Annotated in this window: 26 protein-coding genes; 6 read left to right on the plus strand and 20 right to left on the minus strand. The window is 33.3% G+C overall.

Features of this window, described 5'->3' with window-relative positions:
* Positions 1-113 precede the first annotated feature (113 nt).
* The 6 genes from ACLIJJ_RS21755 to ACLIJJ_RS21780 form a co-directional block, all read right to left on the minus strand.
* Positions 114-611 (minus strand): HPP family protein, encoded by a 498-nt coding sequence (locus tag ACLIJJ_RS21755; protein ID WP_341081596.1) that lies wholly within the window; start codon positions 609-611, stop codon positions 114-116.
* Positions 612-1,103: 492 nt separating this feature from the next.
* Complete coding sequence (locus tag ACLIJJ_RS21760; protein WP_411411652.1) at positions 1,104-1,727, minus strand: DUF624 domain-containing protein; 624 nt, start codon at positions 1,725-1,727, stop codon at positions 1,104-1,106.
* A 10-nt stretch (positions 1,728-1,737) separates the two neighbouring features.
* The gene (locus tag ACLIJJ_RS21765; RefSeq protein ID WP_237943631.1) at positions 1,738-2,640 is read right to left on the minus strand and encodes a carbohydrate ABC transporter permease; all 903 of its coding nucleotides are present in this window, start codon (positions 2,638-2,640) and stop codon (positions 1,738-1,740) included.
* Between the two features lie 19 nt (positions 2,641-2,659).
* Complete coding sequence (locus tag ACLIJJ_RS21770; RefSeq protein ID WP_233317264.1) at positions 2,660-3,628, minus strand: ABC transporter permease; 969 nt, start codon at positions 3,626-3,628, stop codon at positions 2,660-2,662.
* Between the two features lie 154 nt (positions 3,629-3,782).
* The gene (locus ACLIJJ_RS21775; RefSeq protein ID WP_411411653.1) at positions 3,783-4,937 is read right to left on the minus strand and encodes a glycoside hydrolase family 88 protein; all 1,155 of its coding nucleotides are present in this window, start codon (positions 4,935-4,937) and stop codon (positions 3,783-3,785) included.
* 74 nt (positions 4,938-5,011) lie between these two features.
* Positions 5,012-6,562: an extracellular solute-binding protein gene (locus ACLIJJ_RS21780; RefSeq protein WP_411411654.1), complete on the minus strand. Its 1,551-nt coding sequence runs from the start codon at positions 6,560-6,562 to the stop codon at positions 5,012-5,014.
* A 508-nt stretch (positions 6,563-7,070) separates the two neighbouring features.
* On the opposite strand from ACLIJJ_RS21780, the gene ACLIJJ_RS21785 reads away from it, so the two are divergent.
* The gene (locus tag ACLIJJ_RS21785; protein WP_411411655.1) at positions 7,071-7,883 is read left to right on the plus strand and encodes an AraC family transcriptional regulator; all 813 of its coding nucleotides are present in this window, start codon (positions 7,071-7,073) and stop codon (positions 7,881-7,883) included.
* A 194-nt stretch (positions 7,884-8,077) separates the two neighbouring features.
* Here the strand turns inward: ACLIJJ_RS21785 and ACLIJJ_RS21790 are convergent, their stop codons facing one another.
* Together ACLIJJ_RS21790 and ACLIJJ_RS21795 are read right to left on the minus strand one after the other, a co-directional pair.
* Complete coding sequence (locus tag ACLIJJ_RS21790; protein WP_411411656.1) at positions 8,078-8,725, minus strand: DsbA family oxidoreductase; 648 nt, start codon at positions 8,723-8,725, stop codon at positions 8,078-8,080.
* Between the two features lie 135 nt (positions 8,726-8,860).
* On the minus strand, positions 8,861-9,955 hold the full coding sequence (locus ACLIJJ_RS21795; protein WP_411411657.1) for an NADH:flavin oxidoreductase: 1,095 nt from the start codon (positions 9,953-9,955) through the stop codon (positions 8,861-8,863).
* 135 nt (positions 9,956-10,090) lie between these two features.
* Between ACLIJJ_RS21795 and ACLIJJ_RS21800 the strand changes: the two genes are divergently transcribed.
* The 3 genes from ACLIJJ_RS21800 to ACLIJJ_RS21810 all read left to right on the plus strand — a co-directional run bounded on the left by ACLIJJ_RS21800 (position 10,091) and on the right by ACLIJJ_RS21810 (position 12,742).
* Complete coding sequence (locus ACLIJJ_RS21800; RefSeq protein WP_411411658.1) at positions 10,091-10,945, plus strand: LysR family transcriptional regulator; 855 nt, start codon at positions 10,091-10,093, stop codon at positions 10,943-10,945.
* A 302-nt stretch (positions 10,946-11,247) separates the two neighbouring features.
* Positions 11,248-11,886 (plus strand): glycosyltransferase, encoded by a 639-nt coding sequence (locus tag ACLIJJ_RS21805; protein WP_411411659.1) that lies wholly within the window; start codon positions 11,248-11,250, stop codon positions 11,884-11,886.
* 415 nt (positions 11,887-12,301) lie between these two features.
* The gene (locus tag ACLIJJ_RS21810; RefSeq protein ID WP_411411660.1) at positions 12,302-12,742 is read left to right on the plus strand and encodes a hypothetical protein; all 441 of its coding nucleotides are present in this window, start codon (positions 12,302-12,304) and stop codon (positions 12,740-12,742) included.
* Positions 12,743-13,124: 382 nt separating this feature from the next.
* Here ACLIJJ_RS21810 and ACLIJJ_RS21815 read toward each other — a convergent pair whose 3' ends face one another.
* On the minus strand, positions 13,125-13,598 hold the full coding sequence (locus ACLIJJ_RS21815) for a hypothetical protein (RefSeq protein ID WP_411411661.1): 474 nt from the start codon (positions 13,596-13,598) through the stop codon (positions 13,125-13,127).
* Positions 13,599-13,991: 393 nt separating this feature from the next.
* On the opposite strand from ACLIJJ_RS21815, the gene ACLIJJ_RS21820 reads away from it, so the two are divergent.
* Together ACLIJJ_RS21820 and ACLIJJ_RS21825 are read left to right on the plus strand one after the other, a co-directional pair.
* The gene (locus tag ACLIJJ_RS21820) at positions 13,992-14,135 is read left to right on the plus strand and encodes a hypothetical protein (RefSeq protein WP_411229977.1); all 144 of its coding nucleotides are present in this window, start codon (positions 13,992-13,994) and stop codon (positions 14,133-14,135) included.
* Between the two features lie 646 nt (positions 14,136-14,781).
* Positions 14,782-14,958: a tyrosine-type recombinase/integrase gene (locus tag ACLIJJ_RS21825; protein WP_411411662.1), complete on the plus strand. Its 177-nt coding sequence runs from the start codon at positions 14,782-14,784 to the stop codon at positions 14,956-14,958.
* Between the two features lie 767 nt (positions 14,959-15,725).
* On the opposite strand, the gene ACLIJJ_RS21830 is transcribed toward ACLIJJ_RS21825, so the two are convergent.
* The 11 genes from ACLIJJ_RS21830 to ACLIJJ_RS21880 form a co-directional block, all read right to left on the minus strand.
* Positions 15,726-16,727 carry a hypothetical protein gene (locus tag ACLIJJ_RS21830; RefSeq protein ID WP_411411663.1) on the minus strand — a complete coding sequence of 334 codons (1,002 nt, stop codon included), beginning with the start codon at positions 16,725-16,727 and terminating at the stop codon, positions 15,726-15,728.
* 136 nt (positions 16,728-16,863) lie between these two features.
* Positions 16,864-17,967 carry a hypothetical protein gene (locus ACLIJJ_RS21835; protein ID WP_411411664.1) on the minus strand — a complete coding sequence of 368 codons (1,104 nt, stop codon included), beginning with the start codon at positions 17,965-17,967 and terminating at the stop codon, positions 16,864-16,866.
* Positions 17,968-18,095: 128 nt separating this feature from the next.
* A complete protein-coding gene (locus ACLIJJ_RS21840) occupies positions 18,096-18,965 on the minus strand; it encodes an ABC transporter ATP-binding protein (protein ID WP_411411665.1) in 870 nt (289 codons plus the stop codon).
* A complete protein-coding gene (locus ACLIJJ_RS21845) occupies positions 18,962-19,708 on the minus strand; it encodes a hypothetical protein (protein WP_411411666.1) in 747 nt (248 codons plus the stop codon). The genes ACLIJJ_RS21840 and ACLIJJ_RS21845 overlap by 4 nt, the downstream gene beginning before the upstream one ends.
* 2 nt (positions 19,709-19,710) lie before the next feature.
* Entirely contained in the window at positions 19,711-20,259 is a 549-nt protein-coding gene (locus tag ACLIJJ_RS21850) for an RNA polymerase sigma factor (RefSeq protein WP_411411667.1), read from the minus strand.
* A 329-nt stretch (positions 20,260-20,588) separates the two neighbouring features.
* Positions 20,589-21,164 (minus strand): histidine phosphatase family protein, encoded by a 576-nt coding sequence (locus ACLIJJ_RS21855; protein WP_411411668.1) that lies wholly within the window; start codon positions 21,162-21,164, stop codon positions 20,589-20,591.
* A 10-nt stretch (positions 21,165-21,174) separates the two neighbouring features.
* Positions 21,175-21,573 (minus strand): NUDIX hydrolase, encoded by a 399-nt coding sequence (locus ACLIJJ_RS21860; RefSeq protein WP_411411669.1) that lies wholly within the window; start codon positions 21,571-21,573, stop codon positions 21,175-21,177.
* 250 nt (positions 21,574-21,823) lie between these two features.
* Complete coding sequence (locus ACLIJJ_RS21865) at positions 21,824-22,417, minus strand: DUF2441 domain-containing protein (RefSeq protein WP_411411670.1); 594 nt, start codon at positions 22,415-22,417, stop codon at positions 21,824-21,826.
* 201 nt (positions 22,418-22,618) lie between these two features.
* Complete coding sequence (locus ACLIJJ_RS21870) at positions 22,619-23,125, minus strand: hypothetical protein (RefSeq protein ID WP_411411671.1); 507 nt, start codon at positions 23,123-23,125, stop codon at positions 22,619-22,621.
* 136 nt (positions 23,126-23,261) lie between these two features.
* Complete coding sequence (locus ACLIJJ_RS21875; RefSeq protein ID WP_411411672.1) at positions 23,262-23,681, minus strand: universal stress protein; 420 nt, start codon at positions 23,679-23,681, stop codon at positions 23,262-23,264.
* Positions 23,682-23,705: 24 nt separating this feature from the next.
* Entirely contained in the window at positions 23,706-25,166 is a 1,461-nt protein-coding gene (locus ACLIJJ_RS21880; RefSeq protein ID WP_411411673.1) for a SulP family inorganic anion transporter, read from the minus strand.
* Positions 25,167-25,304: the final 138 nt, after the last annotated feature.

Consider the following 25,304-nt stretch of genomic DNA (forward strand, 5'->3'; position numbering starts at 1 on the left):
TAATCCTCTTTAGATTGATTAATTCACAAAGAAAAACCGTCTAACCCCATTTATACCAGTGGATTCGACGGTCGCCCTTACATTAACGTATTCTTTATTTTTTAACCAATAATTCATATCCAAAAAACTGGATATTTCCTGTTGCTTCTTAAATTATTAATAACTAATGCTAACAGTACAATTACAATAGATCCTGTTAATACTGGTGTAAATAGATATTCCCATGAATAAGAGCCGAGTATTATTATTATTGGATCTGCTCCTGCGGGAGGATGGGTTGTTTTCGTTAACATCATTAAACCGATAGCTAACCCAACTCCCAAAGCCAATGACCATGGTTCATTACCAAATAAATGATAAATAATTAATCCTATTAAAGTGGAAATGAAATGGCCCCCTATAATATTTCTAGGCTGTGATAATGGTGAATTCCAGAGTCCGAATGCTAATACACAACTTGCACCAAATGAAGCTATTAGCAAAGGAGTATAGGTAAAACGTGTTAATAAACCGAGAATAAAAATGGTTATAGCTCCACCCATAAATCCTGTTATAATATCATTTATATTTACTTTCAGAGGGCTCTTTTCTCCTCCCCCTTTCATTTTCATTAAATAGGAAGTATTTTCATCATTATGTTCCTTTTTTGCAAGATTTCCTTCTGTAATCAAAAGATGTCTGCCTCCTTGTTAAAAAACTATCCTAAATATATTACACTACTTCTTATCTTTAGTGAATCCCATTACTTCTTAATTTGCATGTCATGTTTATAACAATAGAACATTTAAAAGTTGCAAGGAACCCTTCATTTTCCCTCGATAGTTTTAACAAAACATATATACTAACAAGTTATGTAATCAAAAAAAACAAAAAGACATCTGTAAGCTCACAAGAACCGATGCCTTTTTGTTTTCGTATAAACTTATACTTGATATGTTAATCACATCATTAAAAACAGTAATAAAGGAACTGCCCTCTCATCTTATCTTGCTGTTTTCATCCAATGCTTTTGTAGGTTAACCAATCCAGGTATAACAAATTAATCTGATTAGCATTAATCAATGAACATACTGGAATTATCTTATATAGTTTCAGATTTTTTTCTACTCATAAGGAGTAAAAAGCTTTAAAGAAATATGAGAAATACCAAGGCTAACTGTTGAAAAACCAATCATAAAAAAGAAGAAAGAAACAAAGATTAACCAAAAAGGATCTAATGACATTATTGCTGCTATAGCAATTATAAGGATTAGCAAACCGGCTGTTATTTTAGGATTTAATGAAGAAACCTGTAATACGACACGAAAGCTACCTAGCAATGAATTCTCATAACGTGCACTGTACGGAAAAATAAAGATGCAAAATACTACAAAGGTAATTAACGCTAAGAGAATACCAACACCTACAATAACAAAGGATATAATCGGAAGAATTGGTAACAGCCTTATCGCAACAACTAACAAAACTCCATAAATAATTAAAATCAGCTCAATTGTAGTTCCACGAAGAAAGTTATCTTTCCACTCCTGCAAATAAGTTTTTGTTGGAAAAGACAATTTCCCTTCTGCCATTTTCATAGTAACTCTTGAGAGAGCTAATGTGCTGGCACCAACTGTAACTATTGGTAAACAGGTAATTAAAAACAGCAGATTTAATGTAAACAAATCCATTAGATAGGATGAAAACTTATAAATTTTACTATTTGAATCTATAAAATGCTTCAGCATTAAGTACCTCCTAACCTTTTACGGACCCAATCATAACACCCTTTACGAAGTATTTTTGCAGGAATGGATAGATACATAGAATTGGAATAGTTGAGATACAAATAGCTGCATACTTAATCGTCTCAGCATATTGGTTAACAACATCTGCACTTGCAGCCCCTTGATTTAGCGATGCATTATTTGCTAATAAAACAGCCCTTAAAATGTTTTGGATTGGTAATAAATCATTATCTGTAATATAAATGGACGCATTAAACCAGTTATTCCATAACCCAACACCATAATACAGCAACAAAACTGCCAAAGTCGGTTTAATTACTGGAACTAGAATCTTTCCTAGAATGGTAAAATCCCCAGCACCATCTATTTTCGCTGATTCTACCAAGCTATCAGGAATTCCTTCAATGGCAGATTTGCAAATTATGGCATTAAACAAACTCAGTGCACCTGGGATAATTAATGCCCAAATATTGTTATATAAGCCCAATTCTTTTTGGTTCAAGAAGCTCGGAATTAAGCCACCATGGAAGAACATCGTAAACATAAAAAAGGAAACGATCGCATTTTTCCACAATACATTCTTGGAAGCCATAAAATACCCACACAGAATGGTCATTAACATATTAATAGGCAAGGAGATTAACAACATCAAAAAGATATTTCGAAAACCAGAGATAATTAACGGGTGGCTTAACGCTTTAGAATAGGCCCCTAGAGTAAAATCTTTTGGGAAAATTAATTTTCCAATATTCGCATTAATCGCCGCTGAACTGGAGAATGAAGCGACGATTACATACCATATAGGGTAAAAACAAGCGATGATTACTAATATCATGATAATAGTATTAATATAAGAGAAAACTCGGTCGCCTTTACTTTCTCTCAGTAATCTAACTTTTCGTTTTCTAAGCATATCTTCAACCACCTTTCTATTAGAATAGGCCAGAACCTGCGAATTTCTTTGCTAAGCGGTTCGTTATTAACAACAATGTAACGTTAACTAATGTATTGAGTAGTCCAATTGCTGCTGCATAACTATAATCTGCATTTAATATACCCATACGGTAAACATAAGTTGATATTACATCTGCCACTGAATAAGTGGATGGAGAGTAAAGAAGCAATATCTTTTCAAACCCCATGTTAAGCAACGTTCCCATTCGCAATATTAACAAGATAATAATCGTTGTTTTCAATCCTGGGAGAGTAATGTGGAAAATCTGTTGTAATTTGCTGGCACCATCTATTCTTGCAGCTTCATATTGTTCTTGATCAATACCAGCTAAGGCTGCTAGATAGATGATAGAATCCCAGCCGATTGTTTGCCATATATCCGAAATTACATAAATCGGAACAAAAGCACTAGGTTCTGCTAATAAATTAGTCTTTTCAATCCCAAAATAGCTAAAGAATTCGGGAATTAGTCCATCGGATTGTGTAAAAAACTTAATTAAACTGCATAAAACTACGATGGATATAAAGTAAGGCATGTAGGAAACAGTTTGGACGATACGTTTAAAAAACTTATTTCTAATTTCGTTAATCAGTAGCGCTAAAATAATTGGTGCTGGAAAGCCAAATACTAAACTCCAAAAGCTAATGTTAAATGTGTTTTTAACGATACGCCAAGCACTCGGATCAGCAAAAAAGCGCTGAAAATTCTCAAATCCAACCCATGTACTCCCCGATATACCTAAACGAGGACTAAAATCTTGGAAAACCATCAGTAACCCATACATTGGTTTATAAGCAAAGATAAGAAAGTAAATTATTACAGGCAATACCATTAAATACTTTATCTTATTAAGTTGAAAATCTTTCTTTAACTTACTATAAAAACTAATTTTCGGATTATTCTCTGTTGGTAGGTTATTGTTTATTGCTAGGTTATTGTCCGACAACTTTTTTCCCCCTTTCAACAATCATCCATTTTCGATTCTTTTACCAACTAAGAGCGACACCCCAAGTTGTTCAATCGTTTAGACCAAAGACACTCACTTTACAACATCCTGAACATCCTTCCAATTCAACAACATTAGTGGTTCGGTCGTTCCCTTACCACATTTTTAATTCTTGATTGTTAACCTTTAGTAATGCCTCCAGTAGAAAATAATCAGCATAAATTAACGTTGTTATATGTTTGTCAAAATGGTAGGCAACTGCGCAACGTTCCACCAATGCTTCGCTAGTCGAATCTAAACACAAACGATTTTCACAAAGAGCTTTTAGCATTTCTTCTGCAACCTCAATATATTTGTTTCCATCTGTTTTTTCTTTATTGAGTGCTTTTCCCAAATCCAACAATCCGCAAATGGCAATACAAGTTGCACTATTATCTTCAAAGTCATCTTCTGCAGGCTGTTGAAAGTCAATAGGTGCTAGACGCGAATCAGGTAAGTGCTTTATAAAATAATCTGCAATTTCTTTTGACGCATCAAGGTAGCGTTCATCCTTTGTATGAAGGAAGCTATTCACAAAACCATAAATACCCCAAGCTTGACCACGAGTCCAGCTGCTTCCTACCTCATATCCCTGACCGCGCTCCGCTTCTATTACTTCTCCTGTTGCAGCATCGAATTTTACAATATGATGGACTGAACCATCCTCACGTATAAACTGGTCAAGTGCCATATCCGCATGTGCACGTGCGATTTGTTCGAATCTAGGATCACCGGTTTCTTCTGTTGCCCAATACAATAACGATAAGTTCATTAAACAATCAATGATAGCCAACCCTGTACAGTGATTATCTATCCCACCCCACGCACGTATGAAATTTCCTTTAAGATTAAACCGTCCAGCAAGAATATTAGCCGCATGGACAGCACGCACTTTTGCCTTTGGATCCTGTGTCATTTGATAGTTTGCCACCGATGTATGCAGCCACATAAAACCTACATCATGATTTAAACCTTGAAAAATATCAAAACATCGATCCAATTTGACTTCTTGAATTCTTGCCCATTCACGATACTTTTCTTCTCGAGTATAGTTGTAAAGCTGCCACAGCATACCTGCAAAAAAACCATTCGTCCACCAACTAACATCGCCTGTGGTTGACTTGGTATATGCATTATCCATATTGTTGTATTTACCATCCTCTAATACATAATAAGGAATTCCATTGCGATTCCTTTCACTTACCCACTTTAATTTGTCTACACATTTATCTAAATACGTTTCAAATTCCGTTTGATGCCTTCCAACCAAGCTTCTTCACTCCTAATAGTAATAATGATTTTAAAGCTGATAACCTTCAAAAACAGGTATCAGCTTATGGATATTTAGCGCTTTAAATAACGTTCATAGGCAGCTTGACGAATTTCTAACAGTCGTTCCAAGCCTTGATTATTTAATTCCTTTACAAAGTCATCAAACTTGTCTAGGCTTTCCTCTCCAGTCACAAATTTTAATGCATGTTCCTTAACATAAGTATTTATCGTATTTTCAAGATTAGAAGCTTCTTTACGTTCCTCAGATGTCATAGAAACAGCTGCAGGGAAAATAGAGTCGATTGCCTCTTCTTGACCATCTGACCATGAATTTGAAGCATTAAATGATGGTTCATCCAAACGTTGTTCAATAAATCGTGAAAGTTGAACACCTTGTCCGGATAACCAGTTACCTGTATAAAGAGCAATTGCTTCATCTTTACCTAACTTATTTTCTGTTATTAAGTCAGTAAAGGTAGGTTGCCCATCTACCATTTCCCAACTTTCGCCTTCTTTACCAAAATTCCAGTATTGCATTCCTTCTTCCGTGTAAGCCCAGTCTAAAAATTTAAACGCTGCATCCAATTCTTCTTCTGGTAATGATGTTGAGATTGCGATGCCTTGTGCATTATATAAATCTTCTGTGAAGATTGATGCTGATTTTGTGCCATCTGCTTGATTCGGATATGGTGCGCCTACCCACTCGGCACCCGTTTCATTTGTTGTTGCATCCGTATTCATTGCTAATAAAGTTCCGGCATTCATGATAGTTGCACCAGTTTTATCTTGAGATGCCTTTGTTTTCACGCCTTGATCATCAATTGTTGCAAAATCAGGATCAATTAAGTTTTTCTTATATAAATCGTTAAACCAAGCCATATAATTTCTCCATTCAGGCTGAGCTTGTGCTAACTGTACTTGGCCATTCTTATCAATGAAATAACGAGTGTCAAATGACCCATGAGCATCAAAGGCCCCTGCAAATCCTGGACTCATACGCCAACCAGTTTGAAAGGTTAATTGAGCACCATATTTCTCATGGAAAATTTCAATAGTTTTGGTCCAATCTGCAATATTTTCGGGCAATGATAAGTTCTGTTCCTCTAGCCAATCTTGGCGAATCATTGGCCCCATGTAAGAAGCTTGATACGGCTGTTCTCTAAAGAAGCCAAACATATAATACTTTCCATCATCCGTTTTCATTGCACGATCAAACTCAGGATGTTCTTTTAAAAACTTCCAATAGTTTGGTGCTTTTTCCTCAATATCTTTTGTCAGATCTCGTATGGCCCCTTCATTAATGTATTTATCAGCCACTCCCATCCAGCCATAATAAATCAGGTCTGGTAATTGTTTTTCAGAGAGCATTAAATTAAACGCCTGGCTCCAGTCTGAACCTTCCGTTGGAAACTGCCATTTTAATTTAACACCAGATTCCTTTTCTAAATTTTGATGAAAAGGTGATTCCTCATAGCTTTTGACTGTTGGACTAGGCGTCATCCACGTACTCCAAATAGTTAATGTCCCATCCTCCACTGCATTCGATTTATTGTTCTGACAACCAGCTAATACTACTGACACAATAAGGAATGTGAAAAAACATAACTTTTTTAATTTTTTCATTCGTACCTCTCTCCCCTTTCACTAATTAATAATTTTTATCGCACTGATAAAAATCTACTGCTTAAAACATAATCACGCTTATGGTTACGCTTACAATTTGGTTTCTTTAAAAATCTTTCGATCCTTTCGAAAGATTTTATGGAAAATCAGTACCAAACTGTATTTGTAGTTTATTTAAAACCGAGTTCAAAAACAATTACGTAATTTATAAATACTAACATTTTTAACTTTTTTGTTTTCTGCCATGTTTAGAACAATTGAACAAGAACCCTATGAAAAATTTTCTGATTATAATATAATAAATTCAAATATTTGTGAGCGTTTCAAAACGCGCCAAATCAACTATTAAAATATAAGTGAAGCATAGACCCTGAAAATAGAATGTAATTAACGTAGACATGACACTAGACTTAGCTTTATACAAAAATTTGAAAGTTTCCTTAAAAGCAATACTTCTAAACTTACTTCATCACTAGTATCGCTAGCATTATAGGAAGGAGCATTCTAAATGAACGAACTTTTTTCGATAATAAATGGCGGAATAAATATGCGTCATCCTTTAACGTTTAGAATGTCAAAACCCCATGGTATCCCTTGTTATGTTTTATTATCACTGAAATCCAATGCAATCTATAATGTTAACGGTGTATCCATGAAAGGTCGACCTAACGAAGCTATAATTATTAGTCCTAACACTCCTTATTATTACGAGAATCCAGATGGAGTGTATATTGATGACTGGCTGCGCTTTGAATCAAATGATCCTACGCTTTTAGACAAGATGAACTTTCCTCTTAATACTCTTATATATCTAGCTGATTCCAGGCATATTAATATTATCTTTCAAGAAATTATTTGGGAGTATAACTATTCAAGAGAAGAATTTAAGAAGCAAAATGTTTCAATACTTCTTCAAGTCCTTATTAATAAACTAATGTCCTACTATCTTGAAATAGGCAGTGATGATAACTATAGTCCTTTTCATTCAAAATTAAGAGATTTACGATTACGCATTCAGTCTGATGTCATGCAGTCGTACAAGGCAGAGAACGTTGCCTCTACTTTAGGAATAAGCACCTCCTATTTCCAGCATTTGTACAGGAAACTTTTTGGCATCTCTTTCCACAAAGACGTAATTCGGTTCAGAATTGATCAAGCTAAATATCTCATTGCTCATACAGAATTGACATTGAATGACATTTCAGAAATGTGTGGTTACTCTTCCGAAGTACATTTCTTTCGTCAATTTAAAAAAGAAACCGGCAGAAATCCATCCGATTATCGTAATATGCCGTTTTTTGAAAGCACAAGTAAGTATTAAAATTTACGGATATGTAATGTTTTAGAATAAGCAATAAAGAAAGTTTTCTTAAAAGCTCGCCTGTTAGGAATTGTGCTTCAGATTTTTCCCATGTGTCGCTTTGATTTAGGCGAAGTCGCCGTCCCTTTAAACAAATGAATAGAGCGATACTAGAAGTATCGCTCAAAGTAAACGAATCTTAAATTAACTAATTTTTAGCATCCATCCATTCCACAAGCCAGTCCTTCCGGTATTTCACTAGAATTCTGCTTGCTTATTTCTTCATTTATGATTCTCTCTAGATTTTCCTTCGAATGAATACCTGCAGCGACTGTATCTCCTATAATAAAGGTAGGAACTGCAGATATGTTAGCTTCAGTATAAGCATGTTGTAATGCCTTTTGGTGTTCTTCACGAAACGTTCTATTTTCCAGCGCCGTTCGATATGCTTGTACATCGAGGCCAACCTCACCTGCTAGCTTTGTAAGAACATTCATGTTACCAATATCTTGTTCTTCTTGGAAAAACGCACGCAGTAAACGAATGTTATACTCATTTCCCCTTCCCTTCTCCTTAGCATATTGAAAACCTTCAAATGCCAAGTGAGTATAAGGTTGTGGTGATACATTTGGTAAGACAATCTTAATTCCCATCCTATCAGCCATTGGATAAACAGACTGCTTCCAAGTTCTTTGTAAATAATCTCCTTCTGGCCTTAACGTTTCGTTTGGATACGGACGCAGCTCAAATGGCATCCATTCTATGTCTACATCTTTTCCTTTTATCGCTTCTTCTAATGGTGCTTCTGCCAAGAAACAGAAAGGGCACACATAATCTGAATAAACTTTAATTTTGACTGTCAAAATGCTTCACTCCGATTTGATTCATAATCTCCTACTTTTGCAAAGCCATGTTTTTGGCTTACATAAAAACAACTGCTACATCAGATAAAATGGGGAATTGCTGATCCTGCTGTTGCCCGTTTTCTTTAATCGCCTCTATTCAATCTCGAAATCCTTAATATTAGCTGCTGGGTAAAGCACATCATTTGGTTTAAATACTGATAAAGCTTCGTTATTTTTCACTTTTTTAACCCAATCGTGATCAGCTAAAGCACCTTTTCCTAATGTTACAATATCAGCATCACCGCTATTTAAGATTTCAGTAGCTTTTTCTATTTTTTCTAATTGACCATTCGCAATTATGGGCAGTTGGCTATATTTTTTCGCTAAAGAAACTAAAGATTCCTCTCCTCCATCAAATGCTGGCTGCCATGCTTCGAACTCTGTGACGTGAATATAGTCTAAGCCTGATTGACCTAAGGAAGTGAAAATAATTTTTGCATCTTCTTCTTTTCCTGACCATTTGTAGAAATAATCGTTTACTTGTGATTGAGAGATTCGCATTCCAACTATGAAATCATTTCCAACAGCTTTAGTCACTTCAGATGCAATTTCAACTAAATATCTTACTCGGTTTACAGTACTTCCACCATATTCATCAGTGCGCAGGTTTGTATATTCTGTAAGAAATGCATCTAAGAGATAACCATTGGCACCATGGATTTCAACCCCATCAAATCCAACAGCCTTTGCTCTTTGAGCAGCATTTACGAAGCTTTTTTTCACATCATTCATTTCTTCTTTTGTCATTTCTTTCGGAACATTAAACTCCCCTTCTCCGAAATAAAATTTAAGCTGTTCGCCTTTAGGCTTTACTGCTGATGGGGCAATTGTGTCCTTTGAAAAGTGACTTCCTTGTGAGAGTGGTCCACTATGCTGTAACTGCATAAAAATTTTACCGCCTTCTTCATGAACGGCATCCACAACCTTTTTCCAAGCTTGTGCTTGTCCATCCAATGCAATACCTGGTTGATATTGATACGTTTGGCTACTTTTATCATCAATATACGTACCTTCTGTAATAATTAACCCAAATCCACCTTTTGCGAAAGAACGGTAATATTTGACCATCTTATCCGTAACATATCCGTCTACTGTCGCACTAATTCGAGTCATTGGTGCTAGTCCAACTCTATTTTTTAATTCTGTTTTATTCATTATCAAAGATTGAAACAAAATACTTTTATCCAAGTCATTTTCCTCCTGTTGTATTAAGTAATTGACATCCTTACTGTTATTAGCTTAAATGAAGAGTACAGTTTAGTAAAACGAATATATTTGATAAGATAGTTCAAAAATATTGAACTATTATTAGGAGATGTTAGTTTGGAGCTTCGCCATTTAATTACATTTAAAACCATCGTTGAAAAGAACGGATTTAATAAAGCAGCAGAACACTTGGGTTACGCACAGTCTTCTATTACTACCCATGTTAAAGAACTAGAAAAGGTATTAGGTAATCCACTTTTTGACCGTCTCGGAAAAAAAATAATATTAACTCACTTCGGTAAGCAATTTCTTCCGTATGCAAATCAAATAATTGAGCTTTACAATCAGTCACTTACTATTGAAAAGGAACCTCAAGGTGAATTAACCATTGGAATATCGGAATCATTAACAATTTGCCGAATTCCTCAGATTCTGCTTGAATTCAAGCAGAAATATCCGAAAGTGAGCCTTCACGTTAAGTCATTAGAAAATTATGATGTTACTAAGAGCCTCCAGAGTGGTGATATAGATTTAGCTTTAATATTAGAAAAGGATAATTGGAAACAAGAAGAGTTGCATATAGGAGAATTAGTAAAAGAAAGAATGGTCTTCATCCAGCCTAAAAATAAAAAAGATGCTTTAAATACAGCGCTATATTCCGATTTAAGATGCAGTTATAAATCTGTATTTGACGAATATATTTCATTAAATCAATTAGATATTAAAGATAGTCTAGAATTCCAAAGTATAGAAGCAATCAAACACTGTGTAAAAGCTGGGTTAGGCGTATCACTTGTTCCATACTTTTCTGTAAAAGAAGAACTTAAAGGCGGGATCTTCATAGGAGAAGAAGTTACAAAAGAACAAAATTCACTATCCACTTATTTGGCTTATCACAAAGATAAATGGTTGTCACCATCTATAAGCAGTATGATAAGTCTTGTGCAGAAGCACGCAATAACTTGGGAGTAACAATTTCTCTTTTAAATAACGCAGTTTTACGTAGAAAAATGGCGTTGGCAATAAAAAACTTCTATCAAGGATTAGAAGTTTTTTTACTAAGCATTTTAAACGTTAATAAGACGCAGAATGCAGCTTTATATATTCATTATTTATACTTCCTCTCTTGTCCGAACAAATTTTTTCTAAGAACCAATTGTAGCTTAAAAAATATCCTTCTAAACAGCATCATTAAATCCGTTTATTATGTATAAAAAATCCAAAACTATTGAAAATAATATAAGCAATTACTAACTAATAAGGAGCAATTTTTGATGAAAAAGATATTTTTAATGAGCTGGATTTTGCTTTTTTCCTTAATCATGGTGACGGGAACAAATACTTACGCTAAACCGCAAGAAAAACACATTAGCCAATCACAGGTAGATTTTGAAAATAATTTCCGAAAGCTTTGGTTAGATCATGTTTTGTGGACAAGCAACTATATTACAAGCGCAACTACAGCAGGTGCAGAGGATCAAAAACAGGTTCTGACGAGACTTCTAAAAAATCAAGAGGATATTGGAAATGCAATAAAGCCTGTTTACGGCCAGAAAGCAGGGAACAAACTGACAGAGCTGCTTAAGGAGCATATTGTTATAGCAGGAAAAATTATAGATGCAGCTAAAAGCGGAAATAAAACTACAGTGACTCAGCTAAACAAAGAATGGGCTAGAAATGCAGATGATATAGCTGCTTTTCTCAGTGAAGCCAACCCTTTCCTCAAAAAGGAAGAGCTAAAGAAATTATTAGCTATGCATCTCCAATTAGTCACAAATGATTTAACTGCAAGCCTGGAAAAAGACTGGAATGCTAGAATCATCTCAATTGATGAGGGTGTAACTCATATAATCATAATGGCTAATGCTATTTCAACTGGAGTTGTAAAACAGTTTCCTGATAAATTCAAATAATAAATGGAACAAGCACCTCTATTTCTATTAGAGGTGCCTGTCATATTATTGATAGCCACTCCCTCGCTATTGGTAAATATAGATGGACAGAAAAAAGAAAAATTTTTGTTAAGGTCTAATTATCCAATCAATAATTTAATGTTTCCCATTAATGTTGTTATAAGAATTTTTTTCCTTTCAACTTTTTAAATAAAGACAATACTAATTGAATAATAATTAATTATAATAGCAAGCCCAAAGAAAAAGGCAGAACGTACAACACAATTGCCCCCAAAATTATATGAATAGTGAAGGGAAAACATTTACTTATTAAGTACATGAGTACAGAGAAACCGAAAAACCGGTACCAAGATATCAAGTTAGTAAGGGGAAATCGTGGGGTAAGATTACATATGAATAATAAGGGGAGAAGCATATGCACGTTGAGAGTCTAAAAATTTGGCAACCACAAACAAACCTAAACTCTAATCATCCTGTTCATATTCTTTTTAGGGGTATTGTTAAACATGATGACTATTTTAAAATAATCCTGGAAGATTATGACGACAATATAACGGAAATTGTATATAACCAATTAAACGGACCTATGGAATATTATGTTTGGTCCTTTAGATATACAACAGAGATAGGAAGGTTTGGTTTATATAATTTAGAGGTTGATGAATCAAATTTAAAAGAAAAAGGAAAAGCATATTTTTTTAAAATGGAAAACTCAGAATACATTAATTGGTTTGACAATCAAAATCCCCTTTTCAATAGCACGACACATCCAAATTTAGAGCATCATGTTTATATTACTCGTGATGAAGTAATGGAAGTATTATCAGATTATAATCCTTTAATATTAACAAATTAGATTAAAAATCCTTTAATTTAAACAACTGGAACAATAGGTTTTATATTCCCCTCAGTTGTTTATTACTTCGAACTGAATTCACTAAAAAGGAAAATGTTAATAAGGATAGACAATATTCCAGTATAAGATATTTTTATGTCATGGTTCATTTAAATTAAACTACCATTAGTGCCAGAGTAAACCATGAATATTATTAAACATTAATAATAATTTAACGCAGACTTGTAGATTCATAAATACTTTGTTAATACTTCTTCTCTTGTCTATATAAGTGAACTTCACACTTACTTCTAAACATTCATTTTTAAGAAGAAAATTCAATTAGAATAAATTGCCAGAAAAAAGAGCATTAATTATTTCTAAATTAACGCTCAATTAATGATCATTTCCCTTTTTGCTTCTCGAGAACAAATTGAAATAAATACAATAACAAGGTATCAATCATAAATATACATAGTAATTGAAATTTCTTAAATTTTGACAACGCAAAAATTTTTATTTTTTTAAAGAAAGAAACAAATATATACGTGAATGCTCCATCTACAATTAAATTTAACACTAAATAACTAAAAATTTTCCCATAAGTATACTTTAGTATCCATAAAGATCCGACTAAAAACGGTCCCCATGTAAAAGGGAATACCCAAGTTATCTTCGGAGATATTATTTGGTACCAAAACCACCATTTACGCTTTTTGGCTACAAAATTGAACATGTGAACAATGAAAGATATAAATATTCCAGCGGGCAAAAAACGCTTTATAGATTCTTTTCCTAATAAAGGTACTGTTAACCAAGGAATAATTAAAATTAACATTGCCATTGTTTTTGAATATTTTTTTATTTTTATTTTCACCGAGTAACCTCCAATGCAAACTAATATCCGAGTTAATTTCCCCTAAAATAAGAAGAATTATTAAATGAAGATATCATTGATTGGATGCAAACTTTTTTCAAGTTTTTTACAACGATTACTAAGCATAAATAATAACGATATTGTGAAAAAAATGTGCTTAACAAACCTGACACAATCGTTAGACAAGAAAAGTTCTTTTTGTTTATTACAAGAATGCTGCTATGATAGTGCTAATCCTTCCTGGATTAGCAAATCAATAAAGTATCTTGCTGCTTTTACAGGTCATGATATTCCTGTCGTTAACATGTTATTAGTGTGTGATTAACTTACAGAAAGGTATAAAAATTTGACTTAGAGAGAATATAAAAAAAAGCTACTTATTGGAGGTTAATTATGCTGCCTAACTATAAAGGAAAACTTATAACGATTATTTGGATGGGTATTGGCTCTGCTATACTTGCTAGCATTTTCAGTGCAGCTCTTATCGCTATTACTATTAACACTAACAAAAAAATCAACCAATTATTTAATCGTTAGGTAATTATCATAGTTGATTTATGAATTTTATTCTAAAATCTAAATAAACCTCTTCATTCTTAATCGAAACGCTGTCTTAATAAAGATATAAACATATATCTATTGAAACTGAAAATAAGGAATAATTTCCCTGCCTTTACTCTCTATACTCATACACTTTACTATGGTAATGTTTAAGTATCAACTAACGTATACTCCCTTACAGACAAAACACAACCATTTTTAATCTGTATATGAATTCTATGTTATCTTGAAATAATCTCAAAGGATGATTCAGTGACTAGAATTATCAAGTTCGGTCAAAAGGTTATTTACGATAGTAAGATACACTTCTGCTTTTTTAATCATGAAAATGGCTTACTTGAAATAGTGAATCCTGAAACACGTTCTATATTCTTAGTTAAACAGAAATCTCTCATTTATAGGATTAAATAAAACCATTATTTTTTGATGGTTTTTTATTATGCAGGTCTCCTTCCTGTTCCTTTATATGAACTGTTATTGTATTTGGATTATGAACGTATTTACCTGCCTATACCAAAATCTAATCATACCAATGCGTTCTTTCTTTCCAAAAGAGGTGTGACAATTTCCAGAAGGAGAATACAGAAAGTAATAGAGAATGCCTTTTGAGTAATAACAATACTTGGAGCAAAAGAAATTAACAGCTCATAAATTACGTCACACCTTTGGAACAGGCATGGTAAGGGATGGAACCGACTTAGTAACTATACAACAGCTTATGGGACATACAAATTTTAACACTACGCAGATATTTACCCATGTTAGCAATGAACAGAAGCAAAAAAGCCATGAGAAATAAGAATGTCTCAAGATTTTTTAGCGATTCGAATCACGCATAGACCCTTGAAGCTATTAGGTTTTACGGGCATTTCACTAAGAATTACGTTCGCTCAGACGAAATTAAATTTGTTAGCATGATGAACGACTCATTAAATTCACTATAATACGTTTCTCAGACTCCATTTAATTCACCATTTTTTCTCGAAACATATAAAAAATTTAGGAAAACATAAACAAGGTCATGAGGTTACAATCTGTTACTAAAGCAAAATATGTAGAAGTACCTTTTCTTAGAACCCTTAATTACCAATATTTGTATTTATTAAATTTCTTGATGCGTAAAATTATTCTTTCTAGCTAGTCATAAGCGTAGGATCTCCTATATTTTTCTCTTCGTTAAAAAGTTACTTAACGAAAACTTGTAGATTTATATATTATTATTTATAGTATGTTTAAACTTATTCTCTTTTCTTTTTAAGAACCTAGATATTGCAATTTTACTTTCTCCTTTTGATGGAAATATCATTCGTTCTTGTTTCAAGATGCATGCATCTCGAAACAATTAAGCATCTTGAAATACGGGTCATACTTTTACTTTTTTCATGTAACATTTGGATAACATAATAAAGTAAAAATTCAAAGGGAGTTACCGATTAATTTTGGCCATATAGAATGATCCTCTTATTCAACAAAAGCCCCCGTTTGTTTAAGTATAATTCTTCACAATGTTACCCTTCTACTACTTTATTTAACACAGAAATTTTCCTATTACAAGATCAATCTAATCTAAATAATATCTTTACTTTTTTCTCTCTTCCAAACAAACCACATAATCAGTAAAATAATTAGTATAGAAACAGCTATAATGCTTGGCACAAATTGTTGGTTATATTGTAGATCAATTACATTTCGTACAATAACTGTTGCCCCTCCAGCAATCATAATAAACTGGACAACAATCTGTGAAGCAATTAAGACAATCATATTTGGGACTAAGCTAGAAATAGCCATTGTTAAAATCGTAAGTATTACAGACAACATAAAAATAATACCGACTGATAGCAATATATACTGCCAGAACGTTATATCATACCAATAGTAATTCCATCCAAATGCAGTCAATGGTAAGTCGAAATGCGATTTTGTGTCATTCTTCATGTAAAGCATCATATAGAAGCTTAATAATACAACAGTAAGCAATATACCACTTAGCAATCCCGCAATCCATTTTGTTTGATAAACTGTGCGCCCCTTTTTACACGCATACTGTAATGGAACTACGCTTGCTCTTGTATCTCTAATAAAAACCTGTGAAATTAAAATAGCAATACTAATGAAAATAACAATAGCTACTGTTGTTTTATATGACTTAAAGTTATCCGTCACAATATCTGTATAAACAGCAAACTTCTCCTCATCAAGAAGCTGTTGCATTCGATTACTCTGTGCTGCTGGAGCCTCTTGCATTTCAGCTATTAACGTTTCTTCTTTAGATTGATGTTCATTTAAATACCATTCATATGCTTGAAGCTGCCATGGAAAATCGGCTTTACTATTAAAGAAAAGCTTATCACGATATGCACTTTGTTGTTCGTTATGGTTATCATAATTATTAAATTTTACATAGCTTTCCATACCAGCCTCAACAGCTTCTGAATCATTTGCTAAATAAGCATCAGCTCTTACTATTTCTTTCTTATACATTTCCTGTAGTTCAGAAAACTCTGCCTCATTTATTTCTGCTCCAAATTTTGGTATTAACTGTTGTTCCATTTGAAATTGATCCACTGCTGGACGTCCATTCGGAAAGTTAGTTAAATCAAACTCTATTAATAATTTAAACAGTAAGAGATTAACTAACAAGATCAATAATATTAACTTCCAAGAGAAAATTTTTCGTAACTCATAAAGAAACAATCGCACTTTATACCACATCCTTACGATTAAAATAACGAATTGCAATCGATATACTTATACTAGCAATGAACAACCATAACAGTATAGTCCAGACCTCATGATACTTCATCATCATAAATGTTGTTCCCCCATTAAAATAATAATGGGGATTTAACAGTAAGAGCGTTATATTAAAATTTGTCAGCAATTGAATGACTCCATTTGAAAAAAAAGATGGTACAACATACATAGTAATCAGCAACATCACACAAATGAGCCATGTGTAATAACTATTTTTCACTAATAACCCCAATGTAAATGTCAGCATTACTACAACCACTAGAACCATTGTTAAAATACCCACAGCCAATAAAGTGTACTGCCATAGTGATAGATTCCACCATGTAATGTACGGCAACTTAGATTCCCAATTCAGGCCACTACTAATCGAAGTTTGCCATACAGCTGAATAATCGTAGATGCTGAAGTAAGTAGCCAATGTACCAACAAATATTAAGGATATAACACTTAAACTAGCTATTAAGCTTGCCGTTCCTTTATGCAAAATTAGTTTTCGCCCTTTTTTAGTTGCATATGTTACAAGCTGTGTACGTTGTTCAAATTCATAATTTGTAATTAGTACGGTTATAAGAACGACGAGGAGTACACCCTCTATTGCCATTGTTTTCATAAGAGTGCGAAATAGCTTACTATGCATTTTATAATCACTTAAGAAAAACCACTGTTTATATTCATTCGTTACTACGATTTCATGGAAACGTCTTTCCCAATCATTAAATTCCTTTAGCATCATTTGCTCAAGCCAACTTGGCATTGTTTGAAGTTGAAAAAACGCTGCCTTTTCTTTATTTAAATCAATCTTCCGATAGCGTTCTTCTAGTCCTTTCGCTTCCTGAACATATGTAAATTTTAAGCTTATCTCATCTATTAACTGCTGTTCTTCAAAACTTGCTTGCTCATATTTCTCAGAGCTTATCTCTTCCAAATATAATTGCGTATCAACTCCTCCAAGTTGTTGAACCTTTTTTAGAAGATCCTGCTCCATCGTTTGTAAAATCTCATCATTAAAAGTTGGACCATATGTTTCAACAATGTCATTAACAATATGCAAGTCTTTTTTGTGATATGAATTGCTTACTATTGAAAATATGTTAAAGGCAATCATAGCGAGTAAAAGAACGAAAATTATAGGCGATAACAAAGCCTTTTTTATTTCAAGCCAAGTAATATACAACGCGGTCACCCTCTCTGCTCATCAGCGTATACTACTAAAAACACATCCTCTAACTGTGGTGAAACTGCCCTCCAATCGCTAAATGGTGCTTGTTCCGTGTAAAATCGGACCAGTATTTGTCCATCCTCTTGTTTTTCAGAAAGTGTTAAATAGCGTTTTCGAAATTCCTTAAAGTCCTGAAATGGTATTGTCGTTTCATAAATTTTACCGGCTAATGACTGACAAATTGTTGTAGGATCTTCTTTGTATAAAAGCTTCTTATTTTTTATCATCACGATTTTGTTAGCAATGGATTCAATATCTGACACAACATGAGTTGAAACAAGAATGATTTTCTCTCGCGCAATCTCTGACAGTAAATGACGAAAACGTGCACGTTCTTTGGGATCAAGTCCAGCTGTTGGTTCATCCAATATTAATATGTGCGGATCGGAAAGAAGGGCTTGTGCAATACCAACACGTTGAATCATTCCTCCAGAAAACTTACGCATTTTTTTATTTTTTACATCTGTCAAAGCTACTACATTTAGCACTTCGTCAATTCGCATTTCCACTGTCCTTTTATCCATCCCTTTTAAGGCAGCCAAATAGCGTAAATATTGGACAGGAGAGTTGTGCTTATAATAGCCGAAGTGTTGTGGTAAATAGCCAATTAGCTCTCTGTATTTCTCCCCCAATGTCGATATCGGTTGATTATTAAAGTAAATAGTGCCTGTAGTTGGTGTAATTAACGTTACGAGCATTTTGATAAGCGTTGTTTTCCCTGCTCCATTTGGGGCAAGCAAACCATAAATTCCTTTGTCAAACTGCATATCAATACTCGTTAAAGCCGTAAAATCTTTATAATTTTTGCTAATATTTTCAAGCTTTATCATAACAATACTCCCTCCTGTTTTCGTAAATACATCCTTTTAAATGCCATACAATATACTCCGATCAATAAAACAACTATTATTCCATATACAACGGTTGGTAGGGTCAAAACCACTTGTACATAGGCTGATTCTACCAACATTAAGAGACCGCTGTTTAATATGACCCAGCCAATTACATAAACGATTATTCTCGGAATCAACTGACCTGATCTCATAGTGAGTAACAATCCTGCAGCAAACAAAAACAAACCAGTTAATGACAAAAGCCATAAATGAATAAACGCAAATTCATACATATACGAGAGCCAAAGTGTAAGGCTCGTATTAAATAAAATAGCGAGGCTACTAAACATCAGCATGCGTATACCAATGAGTTGAAAAACCGTATATTTTGTTGTCATTTCTAGTTCAAACGTTTGCGCTTCTCTTTTGTGATAAAAGCTATAGAGTGAAAGACTAGCGAAAAGAAATGGTGATAACATAAAGAGCATCGCTAAACCAGCTGGTGAAACAGTATACTTACCTAACGAAAAGCTAATTAATAAAAGTGAAACAATAGCAATGGTAGAAAAAAGCCATTCATTACGATTTGGTAGCATGTATTTCCAGCCAACTTGGTATAATAGTACTTTTATTACACTAAAAACTGATTTTCGTTTAGGTAGACCCTTTTCTAAGATAATCGTGATTTGTTTTTGAATGTCTTCATCAGATGGATAAGGAATTGAATCATACTTTTTCATTTTTAATTCTCCTCCAACTCTCGTTTTAAATTTTTAATGGCTTTATAATATTTTGTTTTCACAGTAGATAAAGGTACATGCAATTTTTTCGCTATCTGTTGAAACGTTAAGTCATCTATAAGTTTTCCAAGTAATATTTGTTGCTCCTGCTCGTCAAATGTTGTTAACACACACTGAAGTTCTTCCAATTGGTGATTATGAAGCACCTGTAGGAGCACCTCATCTTCACTAGCAATCTCTATCTGTTCTACGACATCTGTTTTAATTCTTGTCCGAAAACCCTTCGAACGGAAATAGTCTGTACAATGATTCTCTGCAATTTGATAGAGCCATGTTCGAAAGGAGGCTTTTTTTTCATCAAAGTTGTTTATTGATTGCAGTGTACGGATAAATATTTCTTGAGTTAGATCCATTGCCAACTGTTGATCAAATACTCGCCTATATGTATAAGAGAATATCTCTTTATAATATTTATGTATTAACTTATTTGCACTCTCTTCATGCCCGTCCTTTTGTACGCGCCGAATCCATCGCCTTTCTAAATCAAACATATCCTCACTTCCTTCTTCCTCCATATATTCGTAAAGCATCTCATAAAAGTTTTAATTCCATAAAATAATTTATATTTTACATTAAAATACACATTTCATTTGCATGAAACTAGTTCCAATCGAACAGCCGTATATCCTGGATATACGGCTGTTAATGTATTGTTGCTAAGTTAATTATGTAGTTTTAGTCTGGTAGTTCCATGTGAACGAGTACACTTTAACTAAACTGCCTCGATTGTGACATAAGAAAGGTACTTTACCATTATTAATGGAATGTGCCACTTTTAACACCATAAAAAAAAGAGCTACATTCTGCAGCCGCCTGTTTTTTAAATATTTATTATATATACATCTGTTTCCTTTGGAAAATCATTACGAGTTAGCTTTGATTTAGAAATAATTTGTCTATATGCTGTAATGGTTCCGTCATGAGATACTATATATCTTTTTGATTGATTCAAACTTCTACACCATTCAATAAAATCAGATGCTAATTCCCTAAATTCTACTTCAGGTAATGTATTTATTCCTCCATCCCATAATCTTAAATCATGCTCATTAACCAACTCAAAATCCGGAAATTGTTCTTTTAGAATTTTTATGTCTAGGATAGAATCGCAAGGTAATGTAATACCATTTACTTTGAGTGGAAATTGCCTAGGAGCGATCAATGGGTGAATAACCTTTCTACACGGGCTATTATTCATCCAAATTCTTGCTGTTTCTAGTGTTCTCCGAATCGGACTTACTATTACGATATCTTCAGGTGTTAATGAAAACTTATTCCTTAGTGTCTTAGCTTGTAATTTTCCTTTATCAGTTAGTGAAGGGTCAGCAATCTTTAAACTTTCTGGAATCTGAATAGTATGTTCTCCTTCTCCATGTCTCACAAAAATTAACTCCATATACTCACTCCTAAAACACACAAAAAAACGGATGATTTTCTTTATTTAAGCATAGTTCTAACTCCTTAATAAATTGGTCATTCTTTATTAAAGTCAGACAATCTTCCAAATTAAAATATCCAATTTCTAAGCTTTCTGTGTTGAGTTCAAATTCCCCTCCGATAGGTGCGCCAAGCCACCACATATTGCAAAGATTGCTTGAAACCTCTTGTGTGACACCACAAAAACTTAATATTTCAATATCTATCCCTGTCTCCTCTTTCACTTCTCGGATTACTGCTTCCATTATTGTTTCAGAGTTTTCTACCATTCCACCAGGTAATTCCCAACCTCTTTTAGGATCTTTTTTTAAAAGGATTTTATTTTCGTAATTTTTTATTACCGCTCCAGATGTTATTCTAAAAGACACACATCCTCCCCCCTTTAATCTTATGTATTACTACATAACAGTTGTCTTTTCCTTTAAATCCCATACATTTCTTATTGTGCTATCCTGCCCGTTTGTAACACAAGTAGGTTTCTCTTCAATTATTACAGGAATGCTGCCCTTTTAGTACAGTAAAAAAAGCTGGCAAAATGACAGCTCCATTATTAAATCTTTCACCCAATACCTGAAACAGCCCCATATTTAAAGTAACTAATCTTATTACTTTAAGTTTTTAAACTGTAAAATCCTCAATAATTTCTACTACTTCGATTTTTCCGTTGATCAAAAGCTCAGGAAGGTCGGTTTTCACATTACCTCTCCAATAATCTCTTGCTTGTTCTATTTTGCGAGCGAAAGAAACTCCATCTGCACCTGGTAAAAGGTCTCCATCACCTTCGAAATAATTTCCAGCAACTCGTAGTTTAACAATCTGCAAAATCGTCCTATTGAAAGAAATAAATAACTCTTTCCATTTCAGAACTTCTTCATAACTTTTCGTTGCGTATAAGCAAGACAATCTAGAAGGATATTCAGGGTATTCTTGTAATCTAACCATTTCTGTTATCACTTCTCGGATAGCTCTAATTGTTTGACCTGCATAATCTACAACTACCTCGGCATTTTCTCCCTTTAGGTTCAATTCATCACTATTAAAATGATCATATAAAATCTGCATAAAGTCTTCACCTTTAGAATTTAATTGTTCCTTTTCAAAAAAAAAGCGGTATAACGTGTTTTTTTGGTTCTTGTCAAAGTTAATTTTTTGTCCAAGACTCATTTTTTGATTAGTAACAATGTGATAAGCATAAAATTCATTCTCTTTCACTTTACGCCTCCTATTGAGCTTACAATTTACTCTAATTTTACCAGAAATAAAGGAGATAGATACCTTGTTGCGTAATACTTATTGCACTACCTCTTTATAAAACAACGAACTAAAATTGTGAATATTTTCACTTACAATAAACTGCCATTATAGTCACAAAAAAAAGGCAACTTGCATTAAAGTGATGCCTTAATATACTCTTTATTCCTCTATACTTTCTTTTAGTGCCCTTTCATTTAATCCGTTTTGACAAAAGTTAAATGTTTTATTGCTCAACCTTTTGGATCGGTCAACAATTTGACCTAAGTGATAACCAGTATGTTCAATTAAATGATAAAGACTGTGCATATCTATATTCTTAGGTAAATTATTAATTAATTGATTCATTGCATTATTAAATTCATTGAATGTATCTTTTATATGTATAATTAATTCCTCTTTAGAAACGTTGGTATCTGGAAAATAATCCTCAATTCCTTTATTAAATCCAAGATGATCTATATTTGAAAATCTTATAGTATTCCTATTTATATGTTCACATATATGAAGAACTATTCCACCGGTTGAATTCAAGTTTCCTACCTCTTTATTCCATATTTGTTCTGAATTAAGTTCTTGAATGGCATAGATTAATTTTGGTAAGTAGTGGTGAAACATTCTATTCTTTGAGATTTCCACAAATAACTTTAATGACTTGTTATTGTTCATAAATTCCTCCTAAAAAGTGATTTAATACTAATAATTTCTCCACTATTTTAGAAAATCCCGTTTAAGTGTATTTATTCACAAACTTCGCTAGTTATAAAAAAACGACTGCAAATATGCAGTCGGAACTTTTAATAACTTATTTTACAATTAACACTGGACATACTACCCTTTTTACAACCTTATGGCTTACACTTCCCAGCACCATTTCTTGAAGTGAGTTTAAACCTCTACTGCCAATTATCACGATGTCATAACTTCCTTTATTAGCATACTCCACAATAGTTGGACCTGGTTCTCCATGTAATAATTGTATCGAGAATTTTATTTTGTTAGACTCTAAAATTTCCTCAATAGGTATTAATCTTTTTTTTCTTGCTACCTCTAATTCCTCACTATTGTGAGCATGAAGGACTTCTGTTCTAGCTTTTGAAAAATCAACTACATAAACAATCTTTACCGTGCTTTCCTTACTAACAGATGCTATCTTAACTGCTTCTTTTGCTGCTCTTCTAGAATGTTCTGATCCATCAACTGCTAATAAAATATGGTTATACATGTTCAGTCACCTCGTATTATAATATTAATGGGCTGATAGTTTTCCATTAGGGTTATTAAAAACAGCTAGTTTATCTACGATTTTTTTACTCGCCGCATTTAAATTCTTAATAGAGACATTATTATTATTTTCACGGTATTTAATTACAACTTTATCGATAGCTCCAACTGCTGAATCGTCCCATATATGTGCATTTGAGAAGTCAATTATTATATTCTTATGTTGAACACTAACATCAAATCCATCTAAAAATCCTTCCACAGATGCAAAGAATAGTTGTCCTTCCACAAAAAAAGTAATATTTTGCATTGTTTCTTGTTTCGTTAACTTTATTGTTGAAATTTTTGCCACAAAGAATATAGCACTTAGAATTACACCGGCTATAACTCCAATGGAAAGGTCATGTGTCGCTACAACAATGACAACAGTAACTAACATAACAATTGCATCGGTTTTAGGTGCGTTCTTTAAGTATGAAAAAGAATTCCAATCAAAAGTTCCAATCGAGACCATTATCATAATCCCCACTAGTACAGCCATAGGAATTTGAACAACTACACCACCAAGAACAATAATTAAAAACATTAAAAATAAACCAGCTATTAATGTGGATAGTCGCCCTCTTCCACCTGACTTAACGTTTATAACAGATTGACCAATCATAGCGCAACCAGCCATACCACCAAAGAAACCAGTAACAACATTTGCAATTCCTTGCCCTCTTGCTTCTCGGTTCTTATTGCTTTCTGTATCTGTCATATCATCTACAATGGAAGATGTTAACAAGGATTCTAATAAACCTACAATTGCCAAGGCAATGGAGTAAGGAAATATTATTTGTAACGTTTCAAAATTAAATGGAACATTAGGAATTAAAAACGCTGGTAGAGATTGTGTTATAGCCCCTAAATCCCCGACAGTCCTTAAATCAAAATTAGAATAGATAGCAACTGATGTAAGAACTACAATAGCTATTAACGGTGCAGGAATAGATTTTATAAATCTAGGTAAAACATACACAATTACTAAAGTAATACCTACAAAGATATAGGTCATTGATGAAATACCAATAAAGTGAGGCACCTGAGCTAAAAATATTAAAATTGCTAAGGAATTTACAAATCCTATCATTACAGCTCTTGGAATGAACTTCATTAATTTTGCAATTTTAAATACTCCAAACAAAACTTGAATAATACCTGTTAGGATGGTAGCTGCCAACAGATAATTTAAACCATGTTCTTTTACTAATGGAACCATCAATAGGGCCATTGCACCTGTAGCTGCTGAAATCATCCCTGGTCTTCCTCCAACAAAGGCAATAATGACAGCTATACAGAATGAAGCATATAGACCTACCATAGGGTCTACTCCAGCAATAATGGAAAATGCAATTGCTTCTGGAATTAAAGCTAAGGCAACAACAATTCCTGCTAAAATATCTCCTTTTACATTTGAAAACCATTCTTTTTTAATCTTTTCCACTAATTTAAACCTCCAATTCAAATTTTTTTATATAAATTAGATAAAAAGCTATTATCAATATCTCGAAAACAGTCTAACACCAAAAAGACCAAAATGGAACCCTTTTGGTCTTTTTTTTAAAAGAGAATTTATGTTAGT

The sequence above is a fragment of the Niallia laureatilytica genome (genome assembly GCF_046613985.1).
In the GTDB taxonomy this organism is placed as follows: domain Bacteria; phylum Bacillota; class Bacilli; order Bacillales; family Cytobacillaceae; genus Niallia.

What these genes read in the sequence shown, in the direction of transcription:
- ACLIJJ_RS21755 (WP_341081596.1), bottom strand. Translation starts at nt 611, where the DNA reads ATGAAAATGAAAGGGGGAGGAGAAAAGAGCCCTCTGAAAGTAAATATA.
- ACLIJJ_RS21760 (WP_411411652.1), bottom strand. Translation starts at nt 1,727, where the DNA reads ATGCTGAAGCATTTTATAGATTCAAATAGTAAAATTTATAAGTTTTCA.
- ACLIJJ_RS21765 (WP_237943631.1), bottom strand. Translation starts at nt 2,640, where the DNA reads ATGCTTAGAAAACGAAAAGTTAGATTACTGAGAGAAAGTAAAGGCGAC.
- ACLIJJ_RS21780 (WP_411411654.1), bottom strand. Translation starts at nt 6,562, where the DNA reads ATGAAAAAATTAAAAAAGTTATGTTTTTTCACATTCCTTATTGTGTCA.
- ACLIJJ_RS21785 (WP_411411655.1), top strand. Translation starts at nt 7,071, where the DNA reads ATGAACGAACTTTTTTCGATAATAAATGGCGGAATAAATATGCGTCAT.
- ACLIJJ_RS21805 (WP_411411659.1), top strand. Translation starts at nt 11,248, where the DNA reads ATGAAAAAGATATTTTTAATGAGCTGGATTTTGCTTTTTTCCTTAATC.
- ACLIJJ_RS21810 (WP_411411660.1), top strand. Translation starts at nt 12,302, where the DNA reads ATGCACGTTGAGAGTCTAAAAATTTGGCAACCACAAACAAACCTAAAC.
- ACLIJJ_RS21820 (WP_411229977.1), top strand. Translation starts at nt 13,992, where the DNA reads ATGCTGCCTAACTATAAAGGAAAACTTATAACGATTATTTGGATGGGT.
- ACLIJJ_RS21840 (WP_411411665.1), bottom strand. Translation starts at nt 18,965, where the DNA reads ATGATAAAGCTTGAAAATATTAGCAAAAATTATAAAGATTTTACGGCT.
- ACLIJJ_RS21845 (WP_411411666.1), bottom strand. Translation starts at nt 19,708, where the DNA reads ATGAAAAAGTATGATTCAATTCCTTATCCATCTGATGAAGACATTCAA.
- ACLIJJ_RS21850 (WP_411411667.1), bottom strand. Translation starts at nt 20,259, where the DNA reads ATGTTTGATTTAGAAAGGCGATGGATTCGGCGCGTACAAAAGGACGGG.
- ACLIJJ_RS21855 (WP_411411668.1), bottom strand. Translation starts at nt 21,164, where the DNA reads ATGGAGTTAATTTTTGTGAGACATGGAGAAGGAGAACATACTATTCAG.
- ACLIJJ_RS21870 (WP_411411671.1), bottom strand. Translation starts at nt 23,125, where the DNA reads ATGAACAATAACAAGTCATTAAAGTTATTTGTGGAAATCTCAAAGAAT.
- ACLIJJ_RS21875 (WP_411411672.1), bottom strand. Translation starts at nt 23,681, where the DNA reads ATGTATAACCATATTTTATTAGCAGTTGATGGATCAGAACATTCTAGA.